Source organism: Pseudomonadota bacterium (assembly GCA_016195085.1).
Lineage (GTDB): Bacteria > Pseudomonadota > Alphaproteobacteria > SHVZ01 > SHVZ01 > JACQAG01.
Genome location: JACQAG010000014.1, coordinates 1 through 13,840 on the forward strand (window position 1 = coordinate 1; position 13,840 = coordinate 13,840).

General features: G+C 65.7%; 9 protein-coding genes, 1 tRNA gene and 3 pseudogenes. All 13 read right to left on the reverse strand.

Annotated elements, in window-relative coordinates:
• Positions 1-2,904, reverse strand: a pseudogene (gene rpoB, locus HY058_04020) (DNA-directed RNA polymerase subunit beta).
• Between the two features lie 104 nt (positions 2,905-3,008).
• Positions 3,009-3,320 (reverse strand): 50S ribosomal protein L7/L12, encoded by a 312-nt coding sequence (rplL, locus tag HY058_04025; protein MBI3496455.1) that lies wholly within the window; start codon positions 3,318-3,320, stop codon positions 3,009-3,011.
• Positions 3,307-3,813 (reverse strand): annotated as a pseudogene (rplJ, locus tag HY058_04030) (50S ribosomal protein L10). Before rplJ ends, rplL begins: the two are co-directional and overlap by 14 nt.
• 339 nt (positions 3,814-4,152) lie before the next feature.
• Complete coding sequence (gene rplA, locus HY058_04035; GenBank protein MBI3496456.1) at positions 4,153-4,869, reverse strand: 50S ribosomal protein L1; 717 nt, start codon at positions 4,867-4,869, stop codon at positions 4,153-4,155.
• A 4-nt stretch (positions 4,870-4,873) separates the two neighbouring features.
• The gene (gene rplK / locus HY058_04040) at positions 4,874-5,302 is read right to left on the reverse strand and encodes a 50S ribosomal protein L11 (protein ID MBI3496457.1); all 429 of its coding nucleotides are present in this window, start codon (positions 5,300-5,302) and stop codon (positions 4,874-4,876) included.
• A 75-nt stretch (positions 5,303-5,377) separates the two neighbouring features.
• Positions 5,378-5,911 carry a transcription termination/antitermination protein NusG gene (gene nusG / locus HY058_04045; protein MBI3496458.1) on the reverse strand — a complete coding sequence of 178 codons (534 nt, stop codon included), beginning with the start codon at positions 5,909-5,911 and terminating at the stop codon, positions 5,378-5,380.
• 10 nt (positions 5,912-5,921) lie between these two features.
• Complete coding sequence (secE, locus tag HY058_04050) at positions 5,922-6,101, reverse strand: preprotein translocase subunit SecE (protein MBI3496459.1); 180 nt, start codon at positions 6,099-6,101, stop codon at positions 5,922-5,924.
• Positions 6,102-6,210: 109 nt separating this feature from the next.
• Positions 6,211-6,286, reverse strand: a tRNA-Trp gene (locus tag HY058_04055).
• Between the two features lie 84 nt (positions 6,287-6,370).
• Positions 6,371-7,446: pseudogene (tuf, locus tag HY058_04060) on the reverse strand (elongation factor Tu).
• Positions 7,443-9,500: an elongation factor G gene (gene fusA, locus HY058_04065; protein MBI3496460.1), complete on the reverse strand. Its 2,058-nt coding sequence runs from the start codon at positions 9,498-9,500 to the stop codon at positions 7,443-7,445. The pseudogene tuf and the gene fusA overlap by 4 nt, the downstream one beginning before the upstream one ends.
• Positions 9,501-9,517: 17 nt before the next feature.
• The gene (gene rpsG / locus HY058_04070) at positions 9,518-9,988 is read right to left on the reverse strand and encodes a 30S ribosomal protein S7 (protein MBI3496461.1); all 471 of its coding nucleotides are present in this window, start codon (positions 9,986-9,988) and stop codon (positions 9,518-9,520) included.
• A 20-nt stretch (positions 9,989-10,008) separates the two neighbouring features.
• Positions 10,009-10,380, reverse strand: a complete 372-nt coding sequence (locus HY058_04075; protein MBI3496462.1) for a 30S ribosomal protein S12 — start codon at positions 10,378-10,380, stop codon at positions 10,009-10,011.
• 429 nt (positions 10,381-10,809) lie between these two features.
• On the reverse strand, positions 10,810-13,840 hold a 3,031-nt coding region (rpoC, locus tag HY058_04080), incomplete at its 5' end, for a DNA-directed RNA polymerase subunit beta' (GenBank protein MBI3496463.1).

Sequence of the window (13,840 nt, forward strand, 5' to 3'; positions counted from 1 at the left end):
ATCTCGGACCGTTCGATGGCCATCGCGCGCTCGTCCTTGTCGACGCCGCGGCGCGAGAACACCCGCACCTCGACGACGGTGCCGGACACGCCCGGCGGCAGCCGCAGGCTGGTGTCGCGCACGTCCGACGCTTTTTCGCCGAAGATGGCGCGGAGCAACTTTTCTTCCGGCGTCATCGGCGATTCGCCCTTCGGCGTCACCTTGCCGACCAGAATGTCGCCCGGCTTGACCTCGGCCCCGACATAGACGATGCCCGCCTCGTCGAGGTTCTTGAGCGCCTCCTCGCCGACATTGGGGATATCGCGGGTAATGTCTTCCTGGCCGAGCTTGGTGTCGCGGGCCATCACCTCGAATTCCTCGATATGGATCGAGGTGAAGACGTCGTCCGAGACGATACGCTCGGAAATCAGGATCGAGTCCTCGAAGTTGTAGCCGTTCCACGGCATGAAGGCGACCAGCACGTTGCGGCCGAGGGCCAGCTCGCCGAGCTGGGTCGACGGACCGTCGGCGATGATATCGCCGGCCTTGACGATATCGCCTTTCTTGACCAGCGGGCGCTGCGTGATGCAGGTGTTCTGGTTCGAGCGCTGGAACTTGAGCAGGTTGTAGATATCGACGCCCGGCGCCGTGTGCGAGGTTTCCTCGGTCGCGCGCACAACGATACGCGTCGCGTCGACCTGATCGACCACGCCCGACCGCTTGGCGCCAATCGCCGCGCCCGAATCGCGGGCAACGACGCCTTCCATGCCGGTGCCGACCAGCGGCGCCTCGGTGCGGATCAACGGCACCGCCTGACGCTGCATGTTGGAGCCCATCAGGGCGCGGTTGGCGTCGTCGTTCTCGAGGAACGGAATCAGCGCCGCCGCCACCGAGACGAGCTGCTTGGGCGAAACGTCGAGGAAGTCGATCTGCTCGGGACGGACAAGCACGAAATCGCCGCCGCGCCGGCAGTTGATCATCTCGGCGACGATCCGGCCGCGCCCATCGATCTCGATATTCGCCTGGGCGATGTTGTACTTGCTCTCCTCCATCGCCGACAGATAGACGATTTCTTCGGTCACCCGGCCATTGGTCACCCGCCGGTACGGACTCTCGATGAAGCCGTAACGGTTGACCCGCGCATAGGTGGCGAGCGAGTTGATCAGCCCGATATTGGGACCTTCGGGCGTCTCAATCGGACAGATGCGGCCGTAATGCGTCGGGTGCACGTCGCGCACCTCGAAGCCGGCGCGCTCGCGCGTCAGGCCACCCGGCCCGAGCGCCGAAAGCCGCCGCTTGTGGGTGATTTCCGACAGCGGATTGGTCTGGTCCATGAACTGCGAGAGCTGGCTCGAGCCGAAGAACTCGCGCACCGCCGCCGCCGCCGGCTTGGCGTTGATCAGATCGTGCGGCATTACCGAATCGATCTCGACCGTCGACATGCGCTCGCGGATGGCGCGCTCCATGCGCACCAGGCCGATGCGGAACTGGTTCTCCAGCAGCTCGCCCACGCCCGTCCTTAAGCTCGACCAGCGTCTTGATGATCGCCAGGATATCCACCTTGCGCAGCGTGCGGATGGTGTCGGCGGCCTCGATGCTGAGGCGCGAGTTCATCTTGACCCGCCCGACCGCCGACAGATCGTAGCGTTCGCCGTCGAAGAACAGGCCCTTGAACAACGTTTCCGCCGTGTCCAATGTCGGCGGTTCGCCCGGCCGCATGACACGATAGATCTCGATCAGCGCATCCTCGCGGGTCGCGTTCTTGTCGGCCTTGAGGGTGTTGCGCATATAGGGGCCGACGGTCAGGTGGTCGATGTGGAGCGTCGGGATCGACGTGATTTTCGCCTCTTCCAGCGCCTTGATCGTCGCCGCCGTGATCTCGTCGCCGGCCTCGGCGTGAATCTCGCCGGTCGCCTCGTTGATCATGTCGACGGCGAGGTAGCGGCCCTTCATGTCCTCCGCCGTGGCCAACACCTCCTGGACGCCTTCGTCCTTGAGCTTGCGGGCGAGCCGCGGCGTGATCTTGGTGCCGGCCTCGGCCAGCACCCGGCCGGACTTTGCGTCGATGAGGTCGCTGGCGAGCTTCGCCCCGCGCATGCGCTCGGGGTTGAACTGGGTCTTCCAGCCCTTCTTGCTCAGCGCAAAGACGACCTGATCGTAGAAGTAATTGAGGATCTCCTCGTTGTTCATGCCCTGCGCTTCGCCGTGCTGCAGCGGCTTGCTCGCCGCCTCGCGCTCGGCGCGCAGCTTCTCGGTCGCCGCCGAGTCGAGCGCCATCAGCAGCGTCGTCACCGGCAGCTTGCGGCGGCGGTCGATGCGCACATAGACGAGATCCTTGGCGTCGAACTCGAAGTCGAGCCACGAGCCGCGATAAGGAATGATGCGCGCGGCATAAAGGTACTTGCCCGAGGAGTGGGTCTTGCCCTTGTCGTGGTCGAAGAACACGCCGGGCGAGCGATGCATCTGCGAGACGATGACGCGTTCGGTGCCGTTGACGATGAACGTGCCCTTGTCCGTCATCAGCGGCATGTCGCCCATATAGACGTCCTGCTCCTTGATGTCGCGGATGGAGCGGGCGCCGGTGTCCTCGTCGACGTCCCACACGACGAGGCGGAGCGTCACCTTGAGCGGCGCGGCGAAGGTCATGCCGCGCTGCTGGCATTCGTCGACGTCGTATTTCGGCGGCTCGAGCTCGTACTTCACGAACTCGAGTTGCGAACGATCGGAGAAGTCACGGATCGGAAAGACCGAGCGGAAGACTTCCTGCAGGCCGAACGGCTTGCGGCTGTCCTGCGGCACGTCCATCTGCAGGAACGCGGCGTAGGAACTCTTCTGCACCTCGATGAGATTGGGCATCGGCGTCACTTCGGGAAGACGCCCGAAGGACCTGCGAATGCGCTTGCGGCTCATCACGGATTGCACCATGGAACTCCTCTTCGCCTACCAAATCGACCCTTTGAATTCTCGGACACAAGCCGTCGAAACGGCGAGTCCGGCGGGCGACGGGCGCCGCCCGCCGGACATCGTCGTTACTTGACTTCCACCGTGGCGCCGGCGTCTTCGAGCTGCTTCTTGAGCTTCTGCGCCTCGTCCTTGCCCACGCCCTCCTTGACCGCTTTCGGCGCGCCTTCCACCAAGTCCTTGGCCTCCTTGAGGCCAAGCGCGGTGATGGCGCGCACTTCCTTGATCACATTGATCTTCTTTTCGCCCGCCGCGATAAGGATGACGTTGAACTCGGTCTGCTCGACGGCGGCAGCGGCCGCCGGGGCACCGCCGCCCGCGGCGGCGACGGCCACCCGCGCCGCGGCGGAAACGCCCCACTCCGCCCTGCTTGCGTGCATGGGCACCGACGACCCGGGCCAACTGCGCCGCCGGGGCGCCGATGACCGTGGCCAGCCGGGTTGCCGGCGCGGCGATCAGGCCGGCCAGCTTCGCCCTGAGCTCGGTAAGCGAGGGCAGGCTGGCCAAGGCCTTGACGCCGGCCACGTCGAGCATGCGCTCGCCGAGGCTGCCGCCGACGATGGTCAGCTTCTTGTTCTTGTTCGAAAACTCGACGGCGACCTTGGCCGCAGCCACCGGATCCTGGCTGTGGGCGATTGCCGTCGGGCCCTTGAACAAGGGTGAAAGCCGCTGGTATTGGGTACCGTCCAGCGCGCGACGCGTGAGCCGGTTCTTCGCAATTTTCAAGCCGGCGCCCGCTGCCCGCATCTGCCGACGCAAGTCGGTGATTTCGGCAACCGTGAGACCCGCCTGCTGCGTCACGACGACGAGCGAGGCGCCCTGCACGGTCTTGTTCAGCGAGGCGATCAGCTTTTCCTTGTGCGAACGGTCCACGTATCGTCTCCAACGTTGGGTTCGACGCGCCCGACCTTGCGGCCGACGCGGCGAACCGGTTGCACCAAGCCGCCTCCCGCGGATCGCCAATGGGAGGACAGCCGCTCAACCTGTCCCAGAAGTTCTAGCCGTTCGCCGATCGATCCCCGTCGCCGAGGATGGCCGGCGCATTGCTGCGACCTCTGTCTATGCAGGCGGCCCGGTAAGGCCATTACGCTTGCCGCACCTGCAGTCTCGGACAGGAAGGACCAGGGCCCCGCGCTTGCGGCGCCCCGCTCCCCTGCGACCGCCGCCGCTCGTCCCGTGATCCGCCGGGCGCGAACGACGACGGAATCTCGTTTACCCGGCGGCGCCGGCGGCACCGCCGCCGATACCCGACACGTCGAGCTTGACGCCCGGCCCCATGGTCGAGCTCAGCGTCGCCTTCTTGATGTAAATTCCCTTGGCGCCCGACGGACGCGCGCGGTTGATCGCCTCGATGAACGCCGTGACGTTGGCGGCGAGCGCCTGCTCGCTGAAGCTCGCCTTGCCGACGCCGGCATTGACGTTGCCCGTCTTGTCGGCGCGGAACTGCACCTGTCCGCCTTTGGCGTCCTTCACCGCCTGCGCCACGTTCGGCGTGACGGTGCCGAGCTTGGGGTTGGGCATGAGGCCGCGCGGCCCCAGGACCTTGCCGAGCTTGCCGACCACCGCCATCATGTCGGGCGCCGCGATCACGCGGTCGAATTCGATATTGCCCGCCAGAACTTTCTCGGCGAGGTCCTCGGCGCCGACCACGTCGGCCCCGGCCGCCTGCGCATCCTTGGCCCGATCGCCCTTGGCAAACACCGCAACCCGCACTTTCTTGCCGGTGCCGCTCGGCAACGCGACGACGCCGCGCACCGTCTGGTCCGCGTGGCGCGTATCGACGCCCAGCGTCATGGTGAGCTCGATCGTCTCGTCGAATTTCGCCGTGGCCCGCGTCTTGACCAGCTTCACCGCATCGGGGACGGGATAGCTCTTGTCGCGGCTGATGCCGTCATAGGCCTTGGCGATACGCTTTCCTGCCGTTGCCATGATCTTACTCCACCACTTCGAGGCCCATCGAGCGCGCCGATCCGGCGATCATGCGCATCGCGGCCTCGATGTCGTTGGCATTGAGATCCACCATCTTCTTCTCGGCGATCTCGCGGATTTGCGCCTTCGTCACCTTGCCCGCCGATTCGCGCCCCGGCGTCTTCGAACCGCCCTCGAGCTTTGCCGCGCGCTTGAGGAACCACGAGGCCGGCGGCGTCTTCATGATGAAGCTGAAGCTGCGGTCGCTGAACGCGGTGATCGTCACCGGAATCGGCATGCCGGCCTCCACCTTCTGGGTCTGCGCATTGAACTGCTTGCAGAACTCCATGATGTTGAGGCCGCGCTGGCCGAGCGCCGGACCGATCGGCGGCGACGGATTGGCCTGCCCCGCCGGGACCTGGAGCTTGATGTAGCCGACGACTTTTTTTGCCATGTACCGCTTCCTTTCAGGCTCCCGGCGGGGGCCGCAACGATCGCGACGTGCCGGTCAGCGCCTTGACGCGAATTTCTAGACCTTCTCGACCTGCGAGTATTCCAAGTCGACCGGCGTCGGACGCCCGAAGATCGACACCGAGACCTTGAGCCGCGCCTTCTCCTCGTCGACGTCCTCGACCATGCCGTTGAATGAGGTGAACGGCCCGTCGCAGACGCGGACCTGCTCGCCGACCTCGAAGGTGATGGAGGGCTTTGGCCGCTCGATCCCTTCCTTGATCTGGCGCATCAGGCGCTCGGCCTCGGCATTGGTGATCGGCGTCGGCCGGCCGCGACCGCCGAGGAAGCCGGTCACCTTGGGCGTGTTCTTGACCAGGTGCCAGGTCTCGTCGGTCATCTCCATCTTCACCAGCACATAGCCGGGGAAGAACTTCCGCTCGGCGTTCACCTTCTTGTTGCCCTTGCGCACTTCCACCACGCTGTCGAGCGGCACCAGCACCTCCTCGAACAATTGCTGCATGCCCTTCTGTTGCGCCTGTTCCTTGATCGAGCCGGCGACCTTCTTCTCGAAGCCCGAATAGACGTGCAGCACGTACCAGCGCGCGGTCATATCCAGCTCCCTAGCCCACGATCTGACGGATGACGAACGCCGCGACGCTGTCGATGATGAAGAAGAACAGCGCGGCGAGAATCGACATCAGGAACACCATCGCCGTGGTGACGAGCGTTTCCTTGCGCGACGGCCAAGTGACCTTGGCGATTTCCTGGCGCACCTGGCGAACGAACTCGCCGGGAGGCATGCGCGTCGGGTTGGTGCCGCTGCCATTCATGAAATATCGTCCATTCCGTTCGTCATCGATCGCTTGCCTGTCTTGACCCTGCTGCGCCGTCCCGCCTGCCGCCCGGGAATGGCAGGAGTGGAGGGTCTCGAACCCCCAACCCCCGGTTTTGGAGACCGGTGCTCTACCAATTGAGCTACACTCCTACACCGTCGGTCGGGCGTTCCTCGGGCCCTGTTCGTTCGCGGTTGCCGTGCGGTGCCATCGGTGGCGGATTGTCGTCCCTTCGCCTACTCGATGATTTTGGCGACGATGCCGGCGCCGACGGTGCGGCCGCCCTCGCGGATGGCGAAGCGCAGCCCCTCGTCCATCGCGATCGGCACGATCAGGTGCACCTCCATCGAGATGTTGTCCCCCGGCATCACCATCTCTCCGTCGTCCGGAAGTAGAATTGCGGCCGGTAGTTCGTGAAAAACGGCGTGTGCCGCCCGCCCTCTTCCTTCGTCAGGATGTACGCCTCCGCCTTGAACTTCGTGTGCGGCGTGATACTCCCCGGCGCCGCCAGCACCTGCCCGCGCTCCACTTCCTCCCGCTTCGTCCCCCGCAAGAGAGCGCCGATGTTGTCCCCAGCCTCGCCCGAATCCAGCAGCTTGCGGAACATCTCCACCCCCGTCACCACCGTCTTCGTCGTCGCCTTCATCCCGACGATCTCCACCTCGTCGTTCACCTTGACGATCCCTCGCTCCACCCGCCCCGTCACCACCGTCCCGCGCCCCGAGATCGTGAATACGTCCTCGATCGGCATCAAAAACGGCTTGTCCTTCGGCCGCGCCGGCTGCGGTATCGCCTCGTCCACCGCCGCCATCAGCTTGATGATCGCGCTCTTCCCCAGCTCCGGGTCCCGCCCCTCCAGCCCGGCCAATGCCGACCCCCGGATCACCGGAATCTTGTCCCCCGGAAACTCGTACTTCGACAAAAGCTCCCGCACCTCCAGCTCCACCAGGTCCAACAGCTCCGGGTCCTCCACCATGTCCACCTTGTTCAGGAACACCACAAGAGCCGGCACCCCGACCTGACGAGCGAGGAGGATATGCTCGCGCGTCTGCGGCATCGGCCCGTCCGCCGCCGACACCACCAGGATCGCCCCGTCCATCTGCGCCGCGCCCGTGATCATGTTCTTGATGTAGTCCGCGTGCCCCGGACAATCCACGTGCGCGTAGTGCCGGTTCTTCGTCTCGTACTCCACATGCGCCGTGTTGATCGTGATCCCCCGCGCCTTCTCCTCCGGCGCCTTGTCGATCTGGTCGTACGCCATGAACGTCGCCCCGCCCGTCTCCGACAGCACCTTCGTGATCGCCGCCGTCAGCGTCGTCTTCCCGTGATCGACATGACCTCGTAGTGGTCGAAATGCATGGTGTAGGTGGCGCGGCCCTGGGTCATTCCCCGCAGCGTGTTGACATAGCCGAACATGTTGGCCAGCGGCACCCGCGCGTTGATCACCTCGGCATTGCCGCGCTGTTCCTGCCCGGTGACCCGGCCGCGCCGGCTGTTGAGGTCGCCCATCACCGGGCCGACATAATCCTTCGGCGACACCACCTCGACCCGCATGATCGGCTCGAGCAGTTTCGGCGCGGCGCGCGCCACCGCCTCCTTGAAGCAGGCGCGGGCCGCGATCTCGAAGGCGAGCGCGCTCGAATCGACCTCGTGATAGCCGCCGTCGATCAACGCCGCCTTGAAGTCGATCATCGGAAAGCCGGCGAGCACGCCGGTATGGCGCGCGCCGTCGAGACCCTTCTCGACGCCCGGGATATATTCTCTCGGGACCGAGCCGCCGACGACCTCGCTCTCGAACTCGTAACCGGAGCCAGGGGCCGTCGGCTCGAGCCGAATCTTGATGCGGGCGAACTGGCCCGAGCCGCCGGACTGCTTCTTGTGCGTGTAGGCATGCTCGACGCTGCGCGAGATCGTCTCGCGATAGGCGACCTGCGGCGCGCCGACATTGGCCTCGACCTTGAACTCGCGCTTCATGCGATCGACGATGATCTCGAGATGCAGCTCGCCCATGCCCTTGAGGATGGTCTGGCCAGACTCCTGATCGGTCGATACGCGGAACGACGGGTCCTCGGTGGCAAGCCGCGCCAGCGCCATGCCCATCTTTTCCTGATCGCCCTTGGTCTTCGGCTCGACCGCCACCTCGATGACCGGATCGGGGAACTCCATGCGCTCGAGCACGATCGGCTTATCCGGATCGCACAGCGTCTCGCCGGTCGTCGTGTTCTTGAGGCCGGCAAGCGCGACGATGTCGCCGGCGCAGGCTTCCTTGATGTCCTCGCGGTGATTGGCGTGCATCAGCAGCATGCGGCCGATGCGCTCGCGGCTGCCCTTCACCGAGTTCAGCACGCCGGTGCCGGAATTGAGCGTGCCCGAATAGATGCGCACGAAGGTCAGCGAGCCGACGAACGGGTCGGTCATGATCTTGAAGGCAAGGCCGGAGAACGGCTCGTCGTCCCGACACTTGCGCTCGACCTCCGTCTTGCCGTCGGGCGACGTGCCCTTGACCGCGGCGACGTCGGCCGGCGAGGGCAGGTAGTCGACGACGGCGTCGAGCAGCGGCTGCACGCCCTTGTTCTTGAAGGCCGCCCCGAGCAGGACCGGCACGAACTTGCCGGTGATCGTCCCCTTGCGGATGCATTTGCGCAGCGTCTCCTCGGACGGCTCCACGCCGGCGAGATACGCCTCGAGCGCCGTATCGTCGCCCTCGACCGCGGTCTCGACAAGCGCCGAGCGGTATTTCGTCGCCTGCGCCTTGAGGCCATCCGGAATCTCGCCGACGACGTAATCGGCGCCGAGCGTCTCGTCCTTCCAGGTGATCGACTTCATGCGGATGAGATCGACCAGGCCGACGAAGGCGCTTTCAGCGCCGATCGGCAGCTGCAGAACCAGCGGGTGGGCGCCGAGCCGCTCCTCGATCGTCTGCACCGACATGAAGAAGTCGGCGCCGACGCGGTCCATCTTGTTGATGAAGCAGACGCGCGGCACCTCGTACTTGTCGGCCTGGCGCCACACCGTCTCCGACTGCGGCTCGACGCCGTTGACGCCGTCGAACACGGCCACGGCGCCGTCGAGCACGCGGAGCGAACGTTCCACCTCGATCGTGAAATCGACGTGGCCCGGCGTATCGATGATGTTGACGCGGTGGTCGCGCCAGAAGCAGGTGGTGGCCGCGGAGGTGATGGTGATGCCGCGCTCCTGCTCCTGCTCCATCCAGTCCATCGTCGCGGTGCCCTCATGCACCTCGCCGATCTTGTACGACTTGCCGGTGTAGAAGAGGACGCGTTCCGTCGTCGTCGTTTTGCCGGCATCGATGTGCGCCATGATGCCGATATTGCGGTAGCGGTCGAGTGGTGTCGTGCGAGGCATGACGCCGCCGGATCCTTCTACCAGCGGTAATGGGAGAACGCCCGGTTGGCGTCCGCCATCTTGTGCGTGTCTTCCCGCTTCTTGACCGCCGTGCCGCGATTGTTCGACGCGTCGAGCAGCTCGGCCGACAGGCGCTCCGTCATCGTGTGCTCGGTACGACTGCGCGCGCTGAAGATGATCCAACGGATAGCCAGCGCCTGGCCGCGCTCCTGCCGCACCTCGACCGGAACCTGATAGGTGGCGCCGCCGACGCGCCTGGAGCGGACCTCGAGCGCCGGCCGCACGTTGTCGAGCGCGGCGTGGAACGCCTTGAGCGGATCCTGGCCGGTGCGCTTCTGAATGTGGTCGAGCGCACCATAGACGATGCCCTCCGCCACCGACTTCTTGCCCACATACATGAGGCAGTTCATGAAGCGGCTGAGCGTGGTGTCGCCGAACTTCGGGTCCGGCAGGACATCGCGGCGTTGCGCGGAGCGGCGGCGAGACATCGGCGACTTCTCCTACAATTTCACTTCGGCCGCTTGGCGCCGTATTTCGACCGGCGCTGGCGGCGATCCTTGACGCCCTGCGTGTCGAGGCTGCCGCGGATGATGTGATAACGCACGCCCGGCAGATCCTTGACGCGACCGCCGCGGATCATGACGACGGAGTGCTCCTGCAGATTGTGGCCCTCGCCGGGAATGTAGCTCACCACCTCGTAGCCGTTGGTCAGGCGCACCTTCGCCACCTTGCGCAGGGCCGAGTTCGGCTTCTTCGGCGTCGTCGTATAGACGCGCGTGCAGACGCCGCGCCGCTGCGGCGAGCCGCCGAGGGCCGGCACCTTGTTGCGCTTTGACCGGCGTCTCCGCACAAGACGGATCAGCTGATTGACCGTCGGCATGCCTCGAAATCCCTTCTTGCTCCGCCGCTCGACCGCGCTCCGTCGCCGTCGGGCGACGAAACAAAACGCCTGACGGGAAAGCAACCGCTCTGCTTCCCGCGGATCTGGTGTGCCGATACGTTCGGCGGCAACGTCGATCTGTCGTTTCACCCGGAACCGCGTATCGCACGCAGAAGCGTCCGACGATCGGCCCCTCCAAGGCTGGGCGGAATATATGGGGGTGGGTGGGGGGCGTCAAGCAAATCCCGCCGGACCGTTGCGCCGCGGCAGAGGGCCTAAATCCTCTGCCTCGCCAGCACATTAGGCCAGGTAGCGGAGGCCTCTTGGCGGGCCGAAACCGACCGCCTCAGCGGCCCTGTCGCGGTGCCGTCGCGCGCCGCCCGTCGCCCGGCGAACGTCCCGGGCGACGGTGGCGTCGGCAGCAGCGACTCAGGCCGTGCGGGCGCGCCGACGCCCGCCCGCCGCGGCGCGGGCGCGGGGTGCCTTGGCGGCGGCCGCCTTCGCGTCGCCGTCCGTCGCGCCTTCCGCCCCGGCACCGTCGGTTTCCGCCTTGCCCGCCAACAGCTCACGGTCGCGCTCGGCGGCGATCTCCTTCAGGCGGTTCATCACGCTGCCGGTGCCGGCCGGGATGAGACGGCCGACGATGACGTTCTCCTTGAGGCCGAGCAGATCGTCCTCCTTGCCGACCACCGACGCCTCGGTGAGGACCCGCGTGGTCTCCTGGAACGAGGCGGCGGAGATGAAGGAGCGCGTGAGCAGCGACGCCTTGGTGATGCCCTGAAGCACGGCGCGCCCGGTCGCGGGTTTGAGGCCCTCGGCATTCGCCTTGGCGTTCGCCTCGTCGAATTCCGGACGATCGATCTGCTCGCCGGCGAGATACGTCGTCTCGCCCGCATCGGCGATTTCCACCTTCTGCAGCATCTGGCGGACGATCACCTCGATGTGCTTGTCGTTGATCTTCACGCCTTGCAGCCGGTAGACGTCCTGGATCTCGTTGACGAGATAGGTGGCCAGCGCTTCGATGCCGAGCACGCGCAGAATGTCGTGCGGCACCGGATTGCCGTCCATCAACGGGTCGCCCTTCTGGACGAAGTCGCCCTCCTGAACGCTGATGTGCTTGCCCTTGGGGATCAAGTACTCGACCGGCGTGTCGCCGTTGCTCGGCCGCACGACGATGCGGCGCTTGGCCTTGTAGTCCTTGGCGAACTCGACAACGCCTTCGCACTCGCTGATGATGGCGAAGTCCTTCGGCTTGCGCGCCTCGAACAGCTCGGCCACGCGCGGCAGACCGCCGGTGATGTCGCGCGTCTTGCGCGATTCGCGCGGAACGCGCGCCAGCACGTCGCCGGCCTTGACGTCGGCCCCGCTATCGACCGACAGCACCGCGTCGACCGAAACGAAGTAGCGCGCCTCGAGCCCGCTTGCCAGTTTGATGACGTTCCCCTTCTTGTCGCGCAGCATGATGCGCGGCCTCAGCTCCGCGCCTTTCGGCTGCTGGCGCCAATCGATGACGACCTTGTTCGAGATGCCGGTCGCCTCGTCGACGATCTCTCGCACCGACACGCCTTCGACCAGATCGACATACTCGACGGTGCCTTCCTTCTCGGTGATCACCGGCAGGGTGTACGGATCCCACTCGACCAGGCGCTGACCCTTCTTCACCTCGGCGCCCTCGTCGGCGATCAGCTTCGCGCCGTACGGCAGGCGGTGGCGGGCGCGCTCGCGCCGGTTCTCGTCGATCAGCACCAGCTCGCAGTTGCGCCCCATGATGACGGGCAGTTTCTGGCTGTTGATGACGACGTTGCGGTTGCGGATCGACACCTTGGCGTCGTAGGCCGCCTCGATCGACGACTGCTCGGCGCCGCGTTGTACGGCGCCGCCGATGTGGAAGGTGCGCATGGTCAGCTGCGTGCCCGGCTCACCGATCGATTGCGCGGCGATGATGCCGATCGCCTCGCCGATGTTGACGACCGTGCCGCGCGCGAGGTCGCGCCCGTAGCACTTGCCGCACACGCCGACTTTCGATTCGCAGGTGAGGACTGAGCGGATCTTGACTTGCTCGAGCCCGGCCTTGTCGATCTTTTCCACCTCCTCCTCGGAGATGAGCTGGCCGGCGACGACAACCTTGTCGCCCGACAGCGCGTCGATGACGTCGGTCGCCGCCGTCCGCCCGAGGATGCGCTCGCTAAGCGGCGAAATCACCTCGCCGCCCTCGACCACCGCGCGCATCGTCAGACCCTGTTTCGTGCCGCAGTCGATCTCGGTGACGATCGCATCCTGCGCCACGTCGACCAGACGCCGCGTGAGGTAGCCAGAGTTCGCCGTCTTGAGCGCGGTGTCGGCGAGGCCCTTGCGCGCGCCGTGCGTCGAGTTGAAGTACTCGAGCACGCTCAGCCCTTCCTTGAAGTTCGAGATGATCGGCGTCTCGATGATCTCGCCCGACGGCTTCGCCATCAGACCGCGCATGCCGGCGAGCTGCTTGATCTGCGCCGCCGAGCCGCGCGCGCCGGAGTGGGCCATCATGTAGACCGAGTTGATCGGCTCGCCCTTCTTCGGCTGGCTGATCGCCTTCATCATCTCCTCGGCCACCCGATCGGTGCAGTGCGACCAGGCGTCGACCACCTTGTTGTACTTCTCGCCCTGGGTGATGAGGCCGTCCTGGTACTGCTGCTCGTATTCGGTCACGCGCTCGCGCGTCTCATTGACCAGCTTGGTCTTCGCCGCCGGGATGACGAGATCGTCCTTGCCGAACGAGATGCCGGCCTTGCAGGCGTGGTGGAAGCCCATCGCCATCAGGCGGTCGGCGAAGATCACCGTCTCCTTCTGGCCGCAATGGCGGTAGACCACGTCGATGACGTTGCTGATCTCCTTCTTGGTGAGAAGCTGGTTGACCAGGCCGAACGGCACGTTCGGATGAATCGGCAGGATCTGCGACAGCAGCATGCGGCCCGGCGTGGTGTCGACCACCAGGGTCACCGGCGTGTTGCTGGCATCGACCGTCCGCAATCGGGCCCTGGCCTTCGCGTGCAGCGACACATGGCCGCTGAACAAGGCCTGCTCGATCTCGGCGATGTCGGTGAACACCGTCCCCTCGCCCGCCTCGCCCTCGCGCATCATCGTCAGGAAGTAGAGCCCGAGCACGATGTCCTGGCTCGGCACGATAATCGGCTTGCCGCTGGCCGGCGACAGGATGTTGTTGGTCGACATCATCAGCACGCGCGCCTCGAGCTGCGCCTCGAGCGACAGCGGCACGTGCACCGCCATCTGGTCGCCGTCGAAATCGGCGTTGAACGCGGTGCAGACCAGCGGATGAAGCTGGATCGCCTTGCCCTCGATCAGCACGGGCTCGAAGGCCTGAATGCCGAGGCGGTGCAGCGTCGGCGCGCGGTTGAGCAGAACCGGGTGCTCGCGGATCACCTCCTCGAGGATGTCCCACACCTCCGGACGCTCCTTCTCCACC

Coding starts and splice junctions, on each gene's coding strand:
- rplL (MBI3496455.1), bottom strand. CDS start 3,320: ATGCACGCAAGCAGGGCGGAGTGGGGCGTTTCCGCCGCGGCGCGGGTG.
- rplA (MBI3496456.1), bottom strand. CDS start 4,869: ATGGCAACGGCAGGAAAGCGTATCGCCAAGGCCTATGACGGCATCAGC.
- rplK (MBI3496457.1), bottom strand. CDS start 5,302: ATGGCAAAAAAAGTCGTCGGCTACATCAAGCTCCAGGTCCCGGCGGGG.
- nusG (MBI3496458.1), bottom strand. CDS start 5,911: ATGACCGCGCGCTGGTACGTGCTGCACGTCTATTCGGGCTTCGAGAAG.
- secE (MBI3496459.1), bottom strand. CDS start 6,101: ATGCCTCCCGGCGAGTTCGTTCGCCAGGTGCGCCAGGAAATCGCCAAG.
- fusA (MBI3496460.1), bottom strand. CDS start 9,500: ATGCCTCGCACGACACCACTCGACCGCTACCGCAATATCGGCATCATG.
- rpsG (MBI3496461.1), bottom strand. CDS start 9,988: ATGTCTCGCCGCCGCTCCGCGCAACGCCGCGATGTCCTGCCGGACCCG.
- HY058_04075 (MBI3496462.1), bottom strand. CDS start 10,380: ATGCCGACGGTCAATCAGCTGATCCGTCTTGTGCGGAGACGCCGGTCA.